Source organism: Streptomyces sp. NPDC046977, assembly GCF_040644455.1.
In the GTDB taxonomy this organism is placed as follows: Bacteria; Actinomycetota; Actinomycetes; order Streptomycetales; family Streptomycetaceae; genus Actinacidiphila.
Genome location: NZ_JBEYWO010000009.1, coordinates 76,030 through 94,785, shown reverse-complemented (window position 1 = coordinate 94,785; position 18,756 = coordinate 76,030). Strand labels below are relative to the sequence as shown.

Below are 18,756 nucleotides of genomic sequence, written 5' to 3'. Positions count from 1 at the left end.
GGATTCACCTGTACGTCAAGGGGGTTGACGGTCATGTGTCGATTCCGAGGGCCAGCAGGGGCAGTTGGGCCACCGGGTCCGCGGTGGGCTGCGGCGATCCGCCACTCGGCTCAATCGTCACGGTGAACGCGTACGACCTCCCGTCCAGCCCGGAGGCGACCAGCGGCCCGGGCGTGTCGCCCCCGCCGGGACCGTCCTCGAGCACCCCGATCGACCGGTACGCCTCCGGGCGCTCGCTGACCAGCCACACCTGGTACACCCGGCCCTCGGGCGGACGGGGCAGGCCCTGCACCGTCACCACCGCCCGCCGCAGCACCCGCGAGCAGACCGCGGTCATGCCGCGGCCGTGGTCGTCGCTGGTGTAGGCGGGCCGTGCGTCGCTCGCGGTCAGTACCTCGGTGACCGCCTGCGTGCGCGCCCGTTCCCGCTCCAACCGCTCCCCGGCGCGGTGGAGCAGGACGCCCAGCACCGCGGCGAGGGCGAGCGCGGCGGCCGCGGCGAATGCCGCCAGGCGGACCGCCGGGGGCCTGCCCCAGCGCCATCGGTGGTGCGCTCCGGGGCGTGCGCCCCTTTCCCACCGCGGACCGCCGGTGTGCTCCAACACCTCCCCCAGCGCCACCTGTCCGGTGCCGCCCTGCCACACCGTGCCCTCCCCGCCCTGGCCGCCCCGTCCGCCCACCCGCTGCGCGCAGGCGTCGCACCGCAGCAGATGGGCCTCGAACCGGCGCACTTCGCGGGGCCGCAGGGTGTCCAGGGCGTAGGGCTCGGCCAGTTCGTGCACGGGGCGTCTCATCTCGCTCCCCTGCTTCCCGTCGGGCGCCGGGCCCGCACCCGGCGCGGGCACCGGCCCCAACTCCGGGGCCGGGGACTCCGGTTGTCCCCATTATCACGTGACAAATCTGTGACGCAAATTCATCGGGCTCCGCCAATCCGCCCCGCCCCCCGGTCCCGAACACCTCTCGCAGGACCTCTTCCAAGGGGGAGGGGCCGCACTCGCGAAGGACCGACGCGATGACCGCAGAACTCAGGAACAGGCTCATGGCCCGGATCGGGCGATCCCGTGCGATCGCCCTGATCACGGCGGGCACCCTGGCCGCGGGGGGGCTCGCCGCGGCGGGCGCCACCGTGCTGGCACCGGACGCCGCGGAGGCCTCCAGCCACCGGGAGGCGCCGCTGATCTCGGGCCAGCCGCAGTACGACACCACGGACGTCTACGCGTTCGTCAGCCCCGACCGCCCGGACACCACCACGCTGGTGGCGAACTGGATCCCGTTCGAGGACCCGGCCGGCGGCCCGAACTTCTACAAGTTCGCCGACGACGCCCAGTACGACATCCACATCGACAACGACGGCGACGCCCAGGGCGACTACCTCTACCGGTGGACGTTCCAGGACCACGTCCGCAACAAGAAGACGTTCCTCTACAACACCGGCCCGGTCACCAGCCTGGGCGACCCGGACCTGAACTTCTTCCAGACGTACGACATCGACCTCTTCCGGCTGCACAACCAGCACGTGACCGGCCGCTACAAGGTCGCGAACGACGTGCCGGTGGCGCCGTCCAACGTCGGCAAGGCGTCGATGCCGGACTACAACGCCCTGCGGCAGCAGGCCGTCAAGGAGCTGGGCCGCGGCACGACGGCCTTCGCCGGCCAGTCCGATGACCCCTTCTTCCTGGACCTGCGGGTCTTCGACCTGCTCTACGGAGGCAATCTCTCCGAGGTCGGCGACGACACCCTCAAGGGCTACAACGTCAACACGGTCGCCCTCCAGGTCCCGACCGCCGCGATACGCCAGTCCGCGAAGCAGCCGGTCGTCGGCATCTGGTCCACCACCCAGCGGCGCACCGCGAACGGGGACTGGGCGCAGGTCTCCCGGCTCGGCATGCCCCTGGTGAACGAGGTGGTCAACCCGCTCAAGGACAAGGACAGGTTCAACGCCTCGTCGCCCTGGAACGACGCGCAGTTCCTCAAGAACGTGACCGAGCCCGAGCTGCCGAAGCTCATCGAGGGCATCTACAAGATCAAGGCCCCGGCCACCCCGCGCAACGACCTCGTCCAGGTCTTCCTGACCGGCGTGCCCAAGCTCAACCAGCCGCCGCACGTCCGCCCGTCGGAGATGCTGCGGCTCAACACGGCGGTACCGCCCGCCGCGCAGCCCAAGCGGCTCGGCGTCCTCGACGGCGACACCGCCGGCTTCCCGAACGGGCGCCGGCTGACCGACGACGTCGTGGACATCGCGCTCCAGGTGGTCGAGGGCGAACTCGTCGGCGCCAAGAACGACCTCGGTGACGCGGTCAACGCCAACGACCAGGCCTTCGGGGCGAGCTTCCCCTATGTCGCCCTGCCGAGCTCCGGTTCGGACGGCCCCCTGGCGAAGGCGGCGACGACCGACTCGTCCCGGACCGACGGGGTGACCCAGCTCAACGCCGGCGGCCTGATGCAGGGTCCCGGCGGCGGCGACAACACCGTCCTGATCGCCTCCGCCGCCTCCGGTGGCGCGGGTGTGCTGCTCGTCGGCGCCGCGCTGGTGTGGTGGCGGATGCGCCGCCGCCCGGTCCGCGCGCGGGCCCACCGGGCCTGACCGCCGGTCCCGCTCCCGGCCGGGGCGTGACTCCCCTCGCCCCGGCCGGGGCTCCCACCCACCCGAAAGGCAGGCAGCCATGGACGCACCGCCCCTGGGCCGGCTGCGCACCGCCGTCCTCTTCACCGCGCTGGCGCTGGGCCTGGCGCTGGCGCTCACCGCGGGTGCGCTGGTGCTCGGCGGCTCCCCCGGCCGGGCCGGCGACCGAACCGGTCCGGCGGCGGCAGCCGCGCGGACCGGTGACGCCCCGCTGGACCGGCTCGCGGCAGGAGACCTCGCGGGCGGCATCGCGGGGCTCCAGAAGCACCTGCGCGCCCAGCCGGAGGACTCCTCCGGGTGGGCGGTGCTCGGAGCGGCCTACGTCGAGCAGGCCCGCACCTCCGGCGACCCCACCCGCTACCCGCAGGCCGAGGCGGCACTCGCCCGCTCGCTGCGGATCACCCCCGACGGCAACGACGCCGCGCTCGCCGGGCAGGCCGCCCTCGCCGCCGCCCGCCACGACTTCCGCACCGCCCTGAGCGCCGCCGACCGCGCCCTGCGCACCAACCCGTGGAACGAACGCGCCCTGGCGGTCCGCGTGGACGCCCTGGTCGAACTCGGCCGGTACGACGCCGCCCTGGCCGCCGCCGAGCACGCCGACACGCTGCGGCCCGGCATCCCCGTCTTCACCCGCCTCGCGTACGTCCGCGAACTGCGGGGGGACGCCGCGGGCGCCCGCCGCGTGCTGACCCGGGCCCTGGACTCCGCGAGCACACCCGGCGACACCGCCTACGTCGCCACGGCGCTGGGCCAGCTCGCGTGGAGCCAGGGGCACTACGCGGAGGCACTGGGCCAGTACGCCACCGCCCTGCGCGCGTCCCCCGGCTACCTGCCGGCGGTCGAGGGCCGCGGCCGGGCGTACGCCGCGCGCGGCGACCGCGCCAGGGCCGTCCGCGACCTGGCCGAGGTCGTGCGCCGCTACCCGCTCCCCGCCCAACTCGCCGAGCTGGGCGAGCTGTACGAGGCCGCCGGGCAGCCGGGCAGAGCGCGGGAGCAGTTCGCGGTGGTCGGCACGTGGATCGCGCTCGCCAAGGCGAACGGCGTCGCGACGGACCTGGACGCGGCCCTGGTCGCCGCCGACCACGGCGACGCGCGCGAGGCGCTGCGCGCCGCCCGCGCGGAGTGGGCGCGCCGGCAGACCGTGCACACCGCCGACGCCCTCGCCTGGGCCCTGCACGTCAACGGCCGGGACCGGGAGGCCCTGCCGTACGCGGAGCGCTCCTCCGCGCCCGGCTACCGCAACGCGGCCTTCCTGTACCACCGCGGCGTCATCGAGGCCGCCCTCGGCAAGCAGCCGGCGGCCCGCGCGTCGCTGGCCGCCGCCCTGCGCCTGAACCCCGGTTTCTCCCCGACCGGCGCCCCCGCCGCCCGCGCGGCCCTCGCTCGCACCGAAGGAGACCCGTCATGATCCGGCGCAGGACAGCCGCGGCGGCCGCTGTGGCGGCAGCCGCCGCCGCGCTGGCGATACTGCCCGCCGGGCAGGCGCAGGCGCACCCGCTCGGCAACTTCACCGTCAACCGCTACGACGGACTGGTCGTCGTGCCCGGCACGCTGCGTGTCGACCACGTCGAGGACCTCGCGGAGATCCCCGCCGCCCAAGCGGTGCCGGCCGTCGACCGGAACGGCGACGGAAGCCTGGCGCGGCCCGAGTTGGCGGCCTGGGCACGCGAGCGCTGCGGCGCCGCGGCGGACGGCGCGCGGGCCGCGGCGGACGGGCGGGACGTCCCGGTCCGGGTGGACGCGGCGAGCGCCGCCGTACGGCCGGGGCAGGCGGGGCTGACGACGCTGCGCGTGGAGTGCCGGCTGACGGCGCCCCTGCCCCGCGCCGGGTCGGTCACGCTGACGTACCGTCCGGCCGACATCGGCACCGGGCCCGGCTGGCGGGAGATCACGGCGCGCGGCGACCGTACGACCCTCGCCGCCACCGACGTCCCCGGCACGTCGGTGTCGCGACGCCTGACGGCCTACCCGGGGGACCTGCTGTCCTCCCCCGCCGACGAGCGGTCGGCGCGGCTGCGCGTGACGCCCGGCGGACCGGCGCTCGGCGCCGCGGCGGACCCGGGCACCGCGGCGCCCGGGAGCGGTGTGCTGCCGCGCGGCGCGGACCGCTGGACGCAGGCCCTCACCGGGCTGGTGTCCCGGCACGCGCTCACCCCGGGCTTCGCCGCGCTGGCCCTGCTCACGGCGCTGGCGCTGGGCGCGATGCACGCGCTCGCCCCCGGTCACGGGAAGACGCTGATGGCCGCCGCGGCGGCGGCGGGCGGCCGCCGCTCACGGCGGGACATGGTCGCCCTCGGCGCGTCGGTGACGGTCACGCACACGCTCGGGGTGTTCGGCCTGGGCCTGCTGGTGACGACGGGGTCGGCGGCCGCGCCCTCGGTCATCGCCTGGCTGGGCATCGCCAGCGGCGTCCTGGTCGCCTTCGCGGGGGCGGCGCTGCTCCGCAGGGCGTGGCGGCTGCGGGGCCGGGACCACGCGCACAGCCACGGACACGGACACGATCACGGCCACGGCCACGGCCACTCGCACGACCACGACCACGACCACGACCACACGCACGCCCCGCACCACCGCTCCCCCACACCCGCCACATCCACGGCCACCGCCACCGCCACCGCCGTCCTGACCGCCGAGGCCCCGGCCCCGGCCCCGGCCCCGGCCCCGGCAGCACACCCGCACCCCCACCCGCATGTCCACGAGCCCCGTCCCACCCTCCGCGGCACGATCCTGCTCGGCTTCGCCGGCGGCCTGGTCCCCAGCCCGTCCGCCGTCGTCGTGCTCGTCGGCGCCGCGGCACTCGGGCAGGCGTGGTTCGGCTTCCTGCTGGTGCTGGCGTACGGCGCGGGCCTGGCCGCCACGCTCACGGCGGCGGGCTTCGCCGTCGTGCGCCTGGGCCGGCTGGCCGGCCGGGCATCGCTGCGCCAAGGGCTGTTCCGGGGACGGGTGTTGACGGCGGCGCGGCGTCTGGTGCCGCTGGCGACCGCGTCGGTGGTGCTGGTGCTCGGCTGCGGCCTGGTGCTCAGGGGCGCGGCGGCGACGCTCGGTTGACGACGGCGGGGGAGGTTCCCGCCTAAAGGGTTCGCCCGGTGGGAAGTTCGGTCATGCTGGGCAGCGGGCGCGACGAAGGGGGGAACCGCCGATGACACGGGTCGTGGCGGAGCGCTACCGGTTGATCGGCGAACTGGGCCGCGGGGGCATGGGCGTGGTCTGGCTCGCCCGTGACGAGCTGCTGGGCCGCGAGGTGGCGATCAAGGAGGTCAAGGCGCCACCCGGGTTCGACGAGCGCGACACCGCACGCCTCTACGCGAGGCTGGAGCAGGAGGGCCGCGCCGCCGCGCGGGTGGAGCACCCGAACGTGGTCAAGGTCTACGACGTGGCGATGGCGGACGGCAACCCGTGGATCGTCATGGAGCTGATCCGCGGGCTGACGCTGGCCGACGTGCTCGACGCCGAGGGGCCCATGGCGCCGCGCCGGGCGGCGGAGATCGGGTCCAAGGTGCTGGCCGCGCTGCGGGTCGCGCACGCCGCCGGTGTGCTGCACCGGGACGTCAAGCCCGGCAATGTGCTGATCGGCAACGACGGCCGGGTGGTGCTCACCGACTTCGGCATCGCGATGATCGAGGGCACCTCGGCGCTCACCCGCACCGGCGAACTGGTCGGCTCGCCCGAGTTCCTGGCGCCGGAGCGCGCGCTGGGGCGCCGCCCCGGCGCGGCGTCCGACCTGTGGTCGCTGGGCGTGCTGCTGTACGTCGCGGTGGAGGGCGGTTCGCCCTTCCGGCGCGACACGGCGCTGAGCACGATGCGCGCGGTCGTGGACGAGCCGCTGCCGCCGCCCCGGCGGGCGGGCCCGCTCGGGCCGCTGATCGCGGGGCTGCTGGAGAAGGACCCCGCGGTCCGCCTGCCCGCCGCGGAAGCGCAACGGCAGCTGGACGCCGTGGCGTCCGGGCGCTCGCCGGGACCGGGCACGGTCGCCGCGGCCTACGCGCCGACCGAGGCCGCCCTGACCGTCACCGCGCCGCAGCCGGTGCGCGACCGGGAGCAGGAGCGCACGCCGGTGCACACGACGCCCCTCGGTGTGCCCCCGGGTGACGGGCCGCCGGCCGACGGGGCGACGGGGCGGCCCCGGCGGGCGGTCGTGGCGCTGGCGGCGGGGGTGCTCGCCCTGGTGGTGGGCGCGGGCGGCGCGGCGTACGCATTGCTGAACGACGACGGGGGCGGCGCGGCCGGCTCCGGGTCGACGGCCACGACGGGCGGTGCCAACGACGCCGTCGTGACCTCCCCGGCGGTGACGACGGACGGCGGGGCCTCCTCGCCGGCCGCCTCCTCGCCGGCCGGCGGCACGGGCTCCGCGTCGCCCTCCGGCGGTCACGGCGCGGGCTCGGGGACGTCCTCCGGCACGTCGCACCCGCCGGTCCCGGTGAACGTCCATGTCTCCGTCCACGCGGTGCGGGACAGCTGGACGGGCACCTGCCCGCCGCCGGAGGCGGAGGCGCCGGCCTTCTCCGCGGCCGTGACGGTGGACCGGACCCCCGCGAGGGTCTCCTACCGCTGGCGGACGGTGAGCGGGACCGGCGGGGACCCGGTGTGGCGGACGCTCGACTTCCCGGCCGGCGGGGACGGCAGCCGTACGGTCGAGCACGTCGAGCTGTCGTACCTGCCGGACGCCACCTGGGAGGACTCGATGACGCTGGAGATCGGCGCCCCGGTGGCGCTGGTGTCGGAACGCGTCCCGTTCACCGTCACGTGCCGCGCGGCCTCCCCGTCGGCGGACTCGTCGTCGCCGTCCCCCACGGGCACGGCCGCCTCGCCCTGACCACCCCGCGTGCGGGGGCCGTGCACCGGCCCCCGCACGGCACGGGTGCCGCGGGTCAGGCGGCCGCGGTGAACACCGGGAGGTAGCCGCCGGACTGGCCCGCGGCGGTGGGGTGGTACGACTCGTAGACCGGGATCGTCAGGCTGTGCAGCCACGCCGATCCGGCGCAGAGCTCGTGGCCGCCGAAGGTGCCGCGGACGTCGCCGAAGGCGAAGCCGTGGTCGGCGGCGCGCTTGGCGGTGACGGTGTCGAGGAGGTCGGCGGCGTCGTTGATCGCCCTGCGCTTGGCCTGGGTGAGGCCGATGCAGGACGTCCCCAGCCGGTAGAAGTGCGGGTAGCCGACGACGACCACGCGGGCCGCCGGCGCCCGGTCGGCGATGGCGTCGTAGACGGCGTCCAGTCGGGCCGGGAGCCGGTTCTCGATGTAGTCGCGGGCCTGGTCGATCCGGTCCAGGCAGGCGCTGGACACGCTGAGCAGGCAGGTGGTCATGACGCCGACAAAGCCCGCGTCGTTGCCGCCGACGGTGACGCTGACCAGCGTCGTGGCGGCGTTCAGCGGCCCGAGCTGACGGTTGATCACATCGGTGGTGGTGGCGCCGGAACAGGCGGTGAAAGAGAACCCGGACGGAGTATGCCTGTCGGCCCACAGCCGGGGGTACGCCCTGCTGCTGCGGTAGCAGCCGCCGCTGGAGGTCTGGTACCTCCCCGCGCCGACACCCGAGGCGTAGGAGTCGCCGAGGGCCACGTACACGGGGCCCGCGGCGTGTGCCGGGCCGGCACCGGTCAGGGCGAGTGCGGCGGCGAGGACGAACGCGGACGCGGCTGACGCGAATCGGGACAGTCTCATGCAATCTCCCTTAGCAGGATCCCCGCCGCGTCGCGCGCACCGCCTGACACCCCGCCAGGGACGTGCCGGTGCCGAGGCGGTGGGCACGCCGGGCCCGCGCGCCCCCGGGGGCCGCCCCGGCGTACCGAACAAACGGCCGCCCGCCGCCGGGCAGTTCGGGGGAAATCGTCCACGTCTGCCCGGCCCGCCACCCGGTCCGGGCAGGGCGGCCGCTTCTGTTCCCTCCTTCCTTGACGCCCGCGCCCGAATTGAGCGACATTGAACGTCTGCATCCGGCGTTTTGGGGGGCAAAGTCGCCAATGCAACCAACGCACACAGACAACGCGTCCGGTCACCCGATCGGCAAGGAATCACTACCGCTGCTCGCGGGCGCCGCCGTGGGAGTCGGCGGGGTCGGCGCGGTGCTCGCGCTCGCGGACATCGCCTCGCCCGTCCGGGCGCCGTTCACCTTCTTCTTCCTGCTCGCCGCGCCCGCCGCGGCACTCGCCGCCGGGCTGCGCGGCCTCGACCCGCTCAGCCGGGCGGTCGTCGCCGTGGGCGGCACCGTCGTGATCGACCTGCTCGTGGCGCAGGGGATGCTCGCGCTGCACATGTGGTCGGTGCGCGGCGGGGTCGCCGCGGTCGCGGCGGTCAGTGCCGTGCTGTTCCTGCTGCCGCTCGTGCGGCACTCCCGTGGCCGGGCCGAGAGAAGGCGGACTCCGTAAAGTGGACATCACCGTGTACCGCCCCGGCGAGCTCACCGCCGCCGACCGGGCGGCCTGGACCCGCGTGCAGAGCCAGGCGGTCGCCATGGGCAGCCCGCAGCTCGGCAATCCCTTCCTGTCACCCGGTTTCACCTCCGCCGTGGCCCACCACCACCGGGGCGTGCGTGTCGCGGTGGTCCGCGAGGACGGCGACCCGGTCGCCTTCTTCCCGTTCCAGCGCTCGGCGGCCGGCGTGGGCCGGGCGATCGGGCTGGGGCTCTCGGACTGCCAGGGGCTCGTGCACCGGCCCGGGTTCCAGTGGGACGCCCGGGAGCTGCTGCGCGCCTGCGGGCTGGCCGTCTGGGAGTTCGACCACCTCGTGGAGGGCCAGAAGCCCTTCGAGGAGGGGGCCACCGGTACGTACGCGTCGCCCGTCATGGACGTCGAACAGGGCTACGAGGCGTATCTCGGCCATCTTCGCAGCCACTCGCCGAAGTTCGTGCGCACGACGCTCGCCAAGGAGCGCAAGCTCGGCCGGGACGTCGGCGAGGTGCGCTACGTGCACGACGAGCGCGACGTCGGCGCGCTGCGCACGCTGATGGGGTGGAAGTCGGCGCAGTACCGAAGAACCGGGCGCAGCGACCGCTTCGCGCGGCCCTGGATCGTCGACCTGGTGGAGCATCTCTTCCACACGCGCGAGGAGTCCTTCAGCGGCCTGCTGTCGGTGCTGTACGCGGGTGACCGGCCGATCGCCGCGCACTTCGGGATGCGCACGCCGGCGGTGCTGGCCTGCTGGTTCCCGGCGTACGACCCGCAGTTCTCGAAGTACTCGCCGGGGCTGGTGCTGCATCTGCGGATGGCGGAGGGGGCGGCGGCCGACGGGGTGGCCCATCTCGACCTCGGGCGCGGTCACAAGGAGTACAAGGAATCCCTGAAGACCCGCGACCTGACCGTCTCGGAGGGCTGGGTGACCCGGCCGCACCCGGTGGCGCTGGGTCATCGCGCCCGGCGTGCGCCGGTGCGCGCCCTGCGCAACGCGGTCACGGCGCACCCCGTTCTTCGCGAGCCGGCGGACCGATTCCTCAAGCGTATGGGGCGGTTGCGCGCCGGAGCACAATAACGGACATTGCGTCACAGGAATGATCAATAGCTTTCAACACGGTTGATCGGTATTGATCCGCACTGATCGGGATCTACTAGCGTTCCACGGGACCCACCATGACTCTCCCGGATCTTCAGGACCCTTCAGGACGAGTATTCGCCAAATCCGTGAAACGGTATTCACTCTCACGAGACTTGCCATAGAGTTCCAACCGTCAATATCGTCATACATCCACCCGCATCGACCTGTTCTGCAAAGCGGCTCAAGGGGAGGGCCGGACAGTCGCCACAGGAAGAGCGCGGGGCGCGGTAGGGGGGTGCCGTGCTCGGTCACCGGAACGTGTGTGCCGAGTCGCGAGCCGCGCGGCCAGTCACGCATGTCCACTCACCCGGCCCGCCAGCACAGGGGACACCGCCATGCCCCGCATGCGCGGATTCCCGGGCGGGGTGAGACAACCCCCCTTTCGAACCGGCACACCAGAGGGCGCCCGGGGCGGGCGACCCACCGGACGAGAGGGAAAACAGACTCATGAGCTCGTCTCTGCGCCCGGCAGTCACCGGGCACGCGCAGCCGACCGCGGTCCTCGCGCCGGACCATTTCACGCCGGTCTCCACGCACTTGGCGATCGCTCCGCTCGTCAGCGTGGTCATCCCGGCGATGAACGAGGCGGAGAACCTGCCGCATGTCTTCGCGACCCTGCCGTCGTGGATCCACGAAGTGGTCCTCGTCGACGGGAACTCCACCGACGGCACCATCGAGGTCGCCCGTGAACTGTGGCCGGACGTCCGCATCGTGACGCAGACCGGCAAGGGCAAGGGCGACGCCCTGATCAGCGGTTTCGCCGCCTGCACCGGCGAGATCATCGTGATGGTGGACGCCGACGGCTCGGCGGACGGGTCGGAGATCGTCTCCTATGTCTCCGCCCTGGTCGGGGGCGCCGACTTCGCCAAGGGCTCGCGCTTCGCCAACGGCGGCGGCACGGACGACATGACCCCCATCCGCAAGCTCGGCAACCGCGTCCTGTGCGCCGTGGTCAACGCCAAGTTCGGGGCCCGCTACACCGATCTGTGCTACGGCTACAACGCGTTCTGGCGGCACTGCCTGGACAAGATCACGCTGGACTGCACCGGCTTCGAGGTCGAGACCCTGATGAACATCAGAGTCGTCACGGCCGGCCTGAAGGTGCAGGAGATCCCCAGCCACGAGTACGTCCGCATCCACGGCGTGAGCAACCTGCGCGCGGTGCGCGACGGCTTACGGGTGCTGAAGGTCATCGTGCAGGAGAAGAACGAGCGCCGCGCCGCACGCCGCAAGGACGTCCGGTGACCGGACGGACCCCGGTGTCCGTGGTGATCTGCGTCTACACCGAGGACCGCTGGGGCGACATCCTCGCCGCCGTGGCCTCGGTGCGGGCGCAGAGCCTGCCCGCCCACGAGGTGCTGCTGGTCGTCGACCACAACCCCGCGCTCCGGGCCCGGCTGGTGGAGCACTACGCCGGAACCCCGGTGCGGGTGCTCGCCAACGCCGGGCCGCGCGGACTGTCGGCCGGCCGCAACACCGGGATCGAGGCGTCCACCGGCGAGGCCGTCGCCTTCCTCGACGACGACGCGGTCGCCGAACGCGACTGGCTGCACTGGTTCGCCGACGCCTTGGAGGACCCGCTCGTCCTGGGCGTCGGCGGGCGCACCCGGCCGGTCTGGGCCTCCGGGCACCGGCCGGCCTGGTTCCCGGAGGAGTTCGACTGGGTGGTGGGGGCGTCCTACCGGGGCCAGCCGCCCGGCCGGGCCCCGGTGCGCAACGTCCTCGGCGGCAACGCCGCGTTCCGCCGCACCGCCTTCGACATCGCGGGCGGCTTCGCGACCGGTATCGGCCGCGACGGCGACAAACGCCCGCTGGGCTGCGAGGAGACGGAGTTCTGCATCCGCCTCGCGCAGGCCAAGCCCGGCGCGCTGCTGCTCATCGACGACCGCGCCGTGATCTGGCACCGCGTCCCCGCCGCCCGGGAGCGCTTCGCCTACTTCCGGACCCGCTGCTACGCGGAGGGGCTGTCCAAGGCGCTGGTCACCCGCAGCGTCGGCACCGAGGCGGGACTGGAGACCGAACGCCGGTACGCCACCCGCGTTCTGCCCGCCGGCGCCGCGCGCGGACTGCGCGACGCCCTGTTCGGCCGGCCCGGCGGCGCCGGGCGGGCCGGCGCCATCGTGACCGGTGTGGCGACCACGGCGGCCGGGTATGCCGTCGCCCGACTGCGCACCCGGGGGGAGGCCACGCCGTGAGACCGGCCGTCCCCCTGCCGTCCGTCCACCGCACACCGGGAGGTGCCCTCGTATGACCGAGTACGACGGACGGCGGGACGGCCCCGTGCCGATCCTGATGTACCACGCCGTCACCGACACGCCCGCCCGGGCGACCAGGGGGCTGTCCGTGACCCCCGCGGCCTTCGCCGAGCAGATGGCGCTGCTGGAGGACCGCGGGTTCACCCCGCTCGGCACGTCCGCGCTGGCGTCCGCCTGGCGCGAGGGGCGGGCACTGCCGCACCGCCCGGTGCTGATCACCTTCGACGACGGCTACGAGGGCGTGCACCGGCACGCCCTCCCCGTGCTCAAGGGCCTCGGCTTCGCCTCGACGCTCTTCGTCTCGACCGGCTGGCTGCGCGGCGCGTACGAACTGCCGGGCGCCGCGCTGGACACCATGCTCGACTGGGACCAGGTGCGCGAACTGCGCGACGCCGGCACCGAGATCGGCGGGCACAGCCACAGCCATCCGCAGCTGGACCAACTCGGCGACAAGCGCCTCTGGTTCGAGCTGCTGCGCTGCAAGGAGATCCTGCACGACGAACTGGGCGCGGCCCCGTCCTCCTTCGCCTACCCGTACGGCTACTCCACCCGCCGGGTGCGGCAGGCCGTGCGCACGGCCGGTTTCGGCGCGGCGCTCGCCGTGGGCAACGCCCTCGCCGACCCGCGCCGCCAGAGCCCCTACGCGCTGGCCCGGGTGACGGTCCGCCGCAGCACGGGGACCGAGGAGTTCGAGCGGCTGGTCGAAGGGCGCGCCGTCGCCCGCAATTTCGCGGTGGACCGGGTCCTGACCCAGGGGTACTCCCTGGTGCGCAGAGCCCGCAGAGGTGTGCGGAAGGTGCGCGAGAGCGGTGTCTGAGACGACCACCACGCCGGCCACGTCCACCGCGCCCGGGGACGAACCGGCGCCCGGGCAGGCGTCCGCCGGCGCGGCCGCCGGCGATCCCGCAACCGCGTCCGCCGCGGCGAAGCGCGGCGGGAACCAGCTGTTCCGCAACGCCTACGCGCTGATGCTCAACACCGGTGTGTCCGCGGTCCTGGGCCTGGGCTACTGGCTGGTCGCGGCCCGCTACTACACCGAGGACGCGGTCGGCCAGGGCTCGGCGGCCATCGCCGCCATGAAGTTCCTCGCGGGCCTGACCGCGGTGACCCTCACCGGGGCCCTGGCACGCTTCATCCCGGTCTCCGGGCGGCGCACCGGGCGCCTGATCTTCGGTACGTACGCCGGGAGTTCGGCGATCGTGGCCTTCGCGGCGGCGGTCTTCCTGCTCACCCTGGGCCTCTGGGGCCCCTCGTACAGTTTTCTGCACGGCACGGTCAACGGCCTCGGTTTCATCGCGGCGGTGATCGGCTGGTCGCTGCTGACCCTCCAGGACGGGGTGCTGACCGGGCTGCGGAAAGCGGTGTGGGTGCCCGTCGGCAACACCGTCTTCTCCGCGGCGAAACTGGCCCTGCTGGTGGGCCTGGCCGCCGCCGTGCCGACGGCCGGCGTGTTCGTGTCCTGGGTCGCCGCCATCGGCCTGTCGGTGGTGCCGCTGGGCTGGCTGGTCTTCCGCCGGCTGGTGCCCCGGCACGTCAAGGCCACGGCGGGGGCCGGCGACCCGCCGACGGGCCGTCAGATGGGCCGCTTCGTCGCCGGTGACGCCACCGGCTCGTTCTTCGCGCTCGCCGTGGTGTACCTCGTCCCGGTCATCGTCGCCTCGCAGATCTCCGCCACGGACAACGCGTACTTCTACATCACCATGACGATCGGCGGCACGATCGACCTGCTGGCGATCAACATGGGGTCCTCGCTGACCGTGGAGGGCGCCCACGACCCGGGCCGGATCGCCGAGAACTGCCGGGCGGCGCTGCGCCGGATGGCCAGGATCATGGTGCCGATCACGCTCTTCATGGGCGTCTTCGCACCGCAGATCCTCGGAGTCTTCGGCGACGGCTACGCGCAGGAGGGCGCGCCGCTGCTGCGGCTGCTGGCGCTGTGCTCGCTGACCCGGGTGCTGATCGAGGTCTACTTCGGCGTCCTGCGGGCGCAGAGCCGCACCGGGCTGCTGGCCTTCCTCCAGGGCCTGCTGTGCCTGCTGGTGCTGGGATCCACCCTCGCGCTGCTGGGGCCGCTGGGCATCACCGGGGCCGGGTGGGCCGAGCTGGGCAGCCTGGTGGTGATCGCGGTGGTCGCCGTCTTCGGGCTGCGGCGGCTGGTCACCGCCCCCGCGGCCGCGCCGCCCGAAGGCGATGCCCATGAGGCGGAGGAGGCGCACGAGGCGGCGGCCGCCTCCGAGCCGGCGCCCGAGCAGACGGCCGCGGCGGGCGAGGACCTGGAGATCGTCTACGGCACGCGCTGGGCCCGTGCCGCCGCGCTGGACAGCGACACCCTCCAACTGGGCGTCCACCTCGACTTCGACCACCCCGAGCGGCGTCCCTGGGTGACGCCGCCGAAGGGCACCGCGGTCCCGGAGCTGCCCGCGCCGCGCGCGGAGAAGTCCCTGGCCGCCGCGGCGCCGGCGTCCCCGCCGCCCGCGTCCGGACCACCCGCGCAGACACCGCCGGAGGCACCGGCAACGCCCGACGCGCCCGGCGGCCGCCGGGCGCGGCTGCTCGAACTCGGCGTCTGGGGAATGCTGCTGGGCGCGCTGGCCCTGTACTGGCTGCCGCTGACCGGCATGGACGACGCCTCGCTCGACGCGATGAACGGCCTGGGCCTGATCTCCGTCCTCCCGCCGGCGACCCTGGCCGGGGCGGCGCTGCTGGTGGTGGCCTTCGCGGCCGGCCTGTGGCTGGGCGCGCCGCGCCGGTGGCTGCTGCTGGCGGTCCTGCTGGCGACGGTGGTGTCCCTGCACGCCGTGCCCGCGGTCCTGGAGGAGCAGCCGCGGTTCGCCACCGCCTGGCAGCACGCGGGCTTCATCGACTACATCGGCCGTACCGGGGACGCCGCGCCCGACATGGACGCCCGCTTCTCCTGGCCCGGATTCTTCGCCGCGGTCACCTTCGTCACCCGCGCCATCGGACTCACCGACCTCACCGAGGTGCTGCGCTGGTGGCCGCTGGCCGTGGAACTGCTGTACCTGGCCCCGCTGATGCTGCTGCTGCGCGCGGTGCGCGCCGGATGGCGGGCGAAGTGGTGCGCGGTGTGGATGTTCGCGCTGTGCGGCTGGGTGGGGCAGGACTACTTCTCCCCCCAGTCGCTCAACTACCTGATCTACCTGCTCTTCGCGGCCGTGCTCCTGGTCTGGTTCCGGTCCCCCGGGGCGCCGCGCGGCAAGCTGCTGCCGGGCGAGGCCGAGGTGCCCCCGACGGGCCGGACCGACCGCGCGGTGCTGCTGGCCCTGCTGGTCGCGCTGTTCGCGGCGTCGGTGGTGAGCCACCAGCTCACCCCCTTCGTGATGCTGGGGGTGCTGACCGTGCTCGTGCTCGTCCGGCGGTCGACACCGCTCGGGCTGCCGCTGCTGTGCGGGGTGCTGCTGATCGGGTGGATCTGCTACCTGGCGGAGCCGTACTGGTCGGGCCACTTCGACGAACTCTTCGGCGGCATGGGCTCGCTGGGCGGCAATGTCTCCTCCAGCGTCTCCGGGCGCATCGAGGGCGGCAGCACGGTGCACAAGCTGGTGCTGTACGTGCGGGTCGCCCTGGCCGGCGGCGTCATGATGCTCGCGGCGGCCGGGTGGCTGCGGCGCCGCTGGGCCGGGTTCAGCGACCTGGCGCTGCTGGTGCTGCTGGTCGTGCCGTTCCTCGGCTTCGGCATGCAGTCCTACGGCGGCGAGATGGCCCTGCGGGTGTTCCTGTTCGCCCTGCCGGGGGCCGCCGTGCTGGGCGCGCTCGCGTTGTTCCCTCGGTCCTCCTCGGACCGCGGATGGCGCGGGCCGGCCGCGGCACTGCTGGCCGGCTGGGTGCTCATCGCGGGCTTCCTGGTGGCCCGCTGGGGCAACGAGCCGTTCGAGCGGGTCCGCACCGGCGAGGTCGCGGCCATGGAGTACGTGTACGCGCACGACAAGCCGACCGCGCGCCTGGTGTGGCTCAGCACCGACCCGGTGAACGACGTGACGCCGAGCCTGCCGTGGAACGCCCGGGACATGGAGCGGGTGAGTTACGTGCCGGTCCTCGCGCCGCGCGACCCGGTGCTGGTCGATCCGCTGGTCGAGGCGCTCCAGGACGCGGGGCCGAACGCGTACCTGATGGTCTCGCGCGGCCAGAACGCCTATCTCCAGCTCGACGCCGGGTTCTCCCGGACCTGGCCCGACAAACTGCTGCGCTCCCTCGACGCGCGCACCGAGCTGCGGCCGGTGGTGCGCAACGAGGACGCGACGGTCTACGAGCTGAGCGAGCAGCCCGCCGGCTGGGAGGCGCCCGAACCCCGGCCCGGCCGGGTCTTCCCGGTGGTGACATGGAACACATGGACGGCGGCGGGCGTGCTCGCCGGCGTCTCGCTGCTGGTGCTGCTCGGGGCGCGCGAGCTGGCCCGGGTCACCCTGCCGGAGGCCAGGCGGCGGCGCGGCATGCGCTGGTCGCTGGTGGCGGCCGCGCCGCTGCTGCTGGTGTTCCTGGCGGCGACGGTGATCCGTTTCCTCACCTTGAGCTGACCGGCCGCCCGGCCTCCCCGGGACAGCCCCGGGAACACCGCGCCGCCACGCGGCGTTCCCGGGGCCAAGGAGGTGCGAGCAATGGCGCACAAGGAGAACGGCACCACTTCGCAGGCACAGGTCACGGCACCGCAGGCCCCGGCAAAAGCGGCGGACACGGCGGCGCAGGCCCGGCGCGCCCGCTTCGGCCGGCTGCCGGAGCGCGTCCGACCGCAGGACGCGGTCCCCGCGGTGCGGGCCACGGTCCACGACCCGGACCGCGACGCCTACAACCCGGACGAGTGGCTGGTCCGCAACGTCGTCTGACGCCCGCGGCGGCCGCTACCGGCCGCGGCCCAGCCAGTGGGCGCCGTAGGCGGGCAGGTCGAAGGAGCGGCCGTCCACCGTCGCCCGGATCGGGCGGTCGAGCACATTGACGACGAGCACCGCCTTGTCGTCGGCGAGCACGCGCACATTCGGCCGGTCGTCCTCGGCGACGGACACCGTACGGAAGCGCGTACCCGGCGGGAAGGCGGCGCCGAAGCGCCGGAGCAGGTCCAGCATGGGCAGCTGCCGGCCGCCGCCGGAGGACAGTTCGGTGCTGGTCCACAGACAGCCGGGGCACGCCTTGCCGCGCTCCTGCGGGTTCCAGTAGAACGCCGCGTCGGCGCCGCCGCGGGCGAGCTCCATCATGGCGGCCGCCTGGACGGCGGTGCGGTGCCGTTCGTCCCAGCCGGTCGGTTTCCCGTCCGGTTCCACGTACCACTCGGCCCACCACAGCGGCAGCCCGCCACTGCGCTGCTTGAGCCAGCGGCCGACGGCGGCGAACTTCTCGGTGGCGGCGAACTCGTCGGGCACCAGGGAGTCGTCGCGGTTGGTGCTGGAGCCGTCGGCGACCAGGAAGTCCGCGCCGGCCTTGTGGCGCAGCCAGTAGTCCACGGCGTCCAGGACGCGCCGGTCGGCCGCGCCCCAGGGGCCCTTGAGGGTGCCGGAGGCGTCGCCGTTGCCGTCGTCGCCGGGGGCGAAACTGTCCATGACGAGGTAGGGGCCGCCGACGAGATTGTCCGGATTCACCTTCTTCACCGCCCGGTACACGCGGTTGTACAGGTCCGTGTAGCCCTCGTAGTCCCAGCGCTGCTCGCCGTCGTTCCAGAAGCCCTTGAACTCGTTCCAGACAATGAAGTGCCGCACGTCCGGATAGCGGCGGGCGACGGTGGCGGCGAGGGCCGCGAAGTCGTCGAAGTGGGCGGGGTCGGGGGCGACTTCCAGCCGGGACCAATCCGTTCCGGCGCCCGGCGCCCCGCCCTTCATCCAGTCCGGGGCGCAGCACAGCGTGATCACGGGGGTGCCGCCGCTGGCCCGGATGAGGTCGACGCGGTCGTCGAGCTCGCCGAAGTCGTACGTGCCCGGCGCCGGTTCGGGGTTGTCGGCGCCCCAGCCCATGATCGCCTGGTCCTGGGGAAGCGACCGCTCGGAGAGCAGTCCGGCCACCGACCGCTTGGCCGGGCCCTCGCCGTGGTCGGCGCTGTACTCGGTGTGGGTCAGGCCGAAACCCAGCTCGGTGGAGGGTTTCCCCGTGGGCATGCGGAACGGGCTGTGCACCCCGGCACCCGGCCCGGCACCGGCGCGCCCGCCGTCGCCCGTACCGCCCCGCAGGTCGCACGTCGTCAGCAGCAGCGCCAGCGCGACCGCACCGATCCCCAGAAGCGCGGTGATGCCCCGCCGCCCCGCCCCCGGTACCTTCGCACGCACGTCCCCATGGCGTCCCATCACCAGCCAGGGTAACCGCCGCGTTGCCCGGATCGGGCGGGTTTCACCGGGGGTTCGACGGGATTGCGCCGC

14 protein-coding genes are annotated in these 18,756 nt (G+C 74.2%); 11 read left to right on the top strand and 3 right to left on the bottom strand.

Annotated features, from left to right (window positions below; all coding sequences use genetic code 11):
* Positions 1–31: 31 nt before the first annotated feature.
* Positions 32–793 (bottom strand): anti-sigma factor, encoded by a 762-nt coding sequence (locus ABZ883_RS16045; RefSeq protein WP_360906244.1) that lies wholly within the window; start codon positions 791–793, stop codon positions 32–34.
* Between the two features lie 245 nt (positions 794–1,038).
* Between ABZ883_RS16045 and ABZ883_RS16040 the strand changes: the two genes are divergently transcribed.
* The 4 genes from ABZ883_RS16040 (at position 1,039) to ABZ883_RS16025 (ending at position 7,435) form a co-directional block, all read left to right on the top strand.
* Positions 1,039–2,583, top strand: coding sequence for a DUF4331 domain-containing protein (locus ABZ883_RS16040; RefSeq protein WP_360906494.1), 1,545 nt, complete (start codon positions 1,039–1,041; stop codon positions 2,581–2,583).
* Between the two features lie 79 nt (positions 2,584–2,662).
* Positions 2,663–4,030, top strand: a complete 1,368-nt coding sequence (locus ABZ883_RS16035) for a tetratricopeptide repeat protein (protein WP_360906243.1) — start codon at positions 2,663–2,665, stop codon at positions 4,028–4,030.
* On the top strand, positions 4,027–5,670 hold the full coding sequence (locus tag ABZ883_RS16030) for a nickel transporter (RefSeq protein WP_360906242.1): 1,644 nt from the start codon (positions 4,027–4,029) through the stop codon (positions 5,668–5,670). The genes ABZ883_RS16035 and ABZ883_RS16030 overlap by 4 nt, the downstream gene beginning before the upstream one ends.
* A gap of 91 nt (positions 5,671–5,761) precedes the next feature.
* Positions 5,762–7,435: a serine/threonine-protein kinase gene (locus ABZ883_RS16025; protein ID WP_360906241.1), complete on the top strand. Its 1,674-nt coding sequence runs from the start codon at positions 5,762–5,764 to the stop codon at positions 7,433–7,435.
* A gap of 55 nt (positions 7,436–7,490) precedes the next feature.
* On the opposite strand, the gene ABZ883_RS16020 is transcribed toward ABZ883_RS16025, so the two are convergent.
* Positions 7,491–8,282, bottom strand: coding sequence for an SGNH/GDSL hydrolase family protein (locus tag ABZ883_RS16020; RefSeq protein WP_360906240.1), 792 nt, complete (start codon positions 8,280–8,282; stop codon positions 7,491–7,493).
* A gap of 299 nt (positions 8,283–8,581) precedes the next feature.
* On the opposite strand from ABZ883_RS16020, the gene ABZ883_RS16015 reads away from it, so the two are divergent.
* The 7 genes from ABZ883_RS16015 (at position 8,582) to ABZ883_RS15985 (ending at position 17,241) form a co-directional block, all read left to right on the top strand.
* Positions 8,582–8,986 carry a hypothetical protein gene (locus ABZ883_RS16015; protein ID WP_360906239.1) on the top strand — a complete coding sequence of 135 codons (405 nt, stop codon included), beginning with the start codon at positions 8,582–8,584 and terminating at the stop codon, positions 8,984–8,986.
* A gap of 1 nt (position 8,987) precedes the next feature.
* A complete protein-coding gene (locus ABZ883_RS16010) occupies positions 8,988–10,085 on the top strand; it encodes a GNAT family N-acetyltransferase (protein WP_360906238.1) in 1,098 nt (365 codons plus the stop codon).
* Between the two features lie 510 nt (positions 10,086–10,595).
* Positions 10,596–11,393 carry a glycosyltransferase family 2 protein gene (locus tag ABZ883_RS16005; RefSeq protein WP_360906237.1) on the top strand — a complete coding sequence of 266 codons (798 nt, stop codon included), beginning with the start codon at positions 10,596–10,598 and terminating at the stop codon, positions 11,391–11,393.
* Complete coding sequence (locus ABZ883_RS16000) at positions 11,390–12,343, top strand: glycosyltransferase family 2 protein (RefSeq protein ID WP_360906236.1); 954 nt, start codon at positions 11,390–11,392, stop codon at positions 12,341–12,343. The genes ABZ883_RS16005 and ABZ883_RS16000 overlap by 4 nt, the downstream gene beginning before the upstream one ends.
* A 52-nt stretch (positions 12,344–12,395) precedes the next feature.
* A complete protein-coding gene (locus ABZ883_RS15995; protein ID WP_360906235.1) occupies positions 12,396–13,220 on the top strand; it encodes a polysaccharide deacetylase family protein in 825 nt (274 codons plus the stop codon).
* A 151-nt stretch (positions 13,221–13,371) separates the two neighbouring features.
* Positions 13,372–16,935, top strand: coding sequence for a lipopolysaccharide biosynthesis protein (locus ABZ883_RS15990; RefSeq protein WP_360906492.1), 3,564 nt, complete (start codon positions 13,372–13,374; stop codon positions 16,933–16,935).
* An 81-nt stretch (positions 16,936–17,016) separates the two neighbouring features.
* Positions 17,017–17,241, top strand: coding sequence for a hypothetical protein (locus ABZ883_RS15985; RefSeq protein ID WP_360906234.1), 225 nt, complete (start codon positions 17,017–17,019; stop codon positions 17,239–17,241).
* Between the two features lie 15 nt (positions 17,242–17,256).
* Here ABZ883_RS15985 and ABZ883_RS15980 read toward each other — a convergent pair whose 3' ends face one another.
* Positions 17,257–18,684: a xylan 1,4-beta-xylosidase gene (locus tag ABZ883_RS15980; protein ID WP_360906233.1), complete on the bottom strand. Its 1,428-nt coding sequence runs from the start codon at positions 18,682–18,684 to the stop codon at positions 17,257–17,259.
* Positions 18,685–18,756 lie beyond the last annotated feature (72 nt).

Excerpts from the sequence above, each read along its gene's own strand:
- ABZ883_RS16015 (WP_360906239.1), top strand. The coding sequence starts at position 8,582 with ATGCAACCAACGCACACAGACAACGCGTCCGGTCACCCGATCGGCAAG.
- ABZ883_RS15995 (WP_360906235.1), top strand. The coding sequence starts at position 12,396 with ATGACCGAGTACGACGGACGGCGGGACGGCCCCGTGCCGATCCTGATG.
- ABZ883_RS16040 (WP_360906494.1), top strand. The coding sequence starts at position 1,039 with ATGGCCCGGATCGGGCGATCCCGTGCGATCGCCCTGATCACGGCGGGC.
- ABZ883_RS16005 (WP_360906237.1), top strand. The coding sequence starts at position 10,596 with ATGAGCTCGTCTCTGCGCCCGGCAGTCACCGGGCACGCGCAGCCGACC.
- ABZ883_RS15985 (WP_360906234.1), top strand. The coding sequence starts at position 17,017 with ATGGCGCACAAGGAGAACGGCACCACTTCGCAGGCACAGGTCACGGCA.
- ABZ883_RS16045 (WP_360906244.1), bottom strand. The coding sequence starts at position 793 with ATGAGACGCCCCGTGCACGAACTGGCCGAGCCCTACGCCCTGGACACC.
- ABZ883_RS16020 (WP_360906240.1), bottom strand. The coding sequence starts at position 8,282 with ATGAGACTGTCCCGATTCGCGTCAGCCGCGTCCGCGTTCGTCCTCGCC.
- ABZ883_RS15990 (WP_360906492.1), top strand. The coding sequence starts at position 13,372 with ATGCTCAACACCGGTGTGTCCGCGGTCCTGGGCCTGGGCTACTGGCTG.
- ABZ883_RS16030 (WP_360906242.1), top strand. The coding sequence starts at position 4,027 with ATGATCCGGCGCAGGACAGCCGCGGCGGCCGCTGTGGCGGCAGCCGCC.
- ABZ883_RS16025 (WP_360906241.1), top strand. The coding sequence starts at position 5,762 with ATGACACGGGTCGTGGCGGAGCGCTACCGGTTGATCGGCGAACTGGGC.
- ABZ883_RS16035 (WP_360906243.1), top strand. The coding sequence starts at position 2,663 with ATGGACGCACCGCCCCTGGGCCGGCTGCGCACCGCCGTCCTCTTCACC.
- ABZ883_RS15980 (WP_360906233.1), bottom strand. The coding sequence starts at position 18,684 with ATGGGACGCCATGGGGACGTGCGTGCGAAGGTACCGGGGGCGGGGCGG.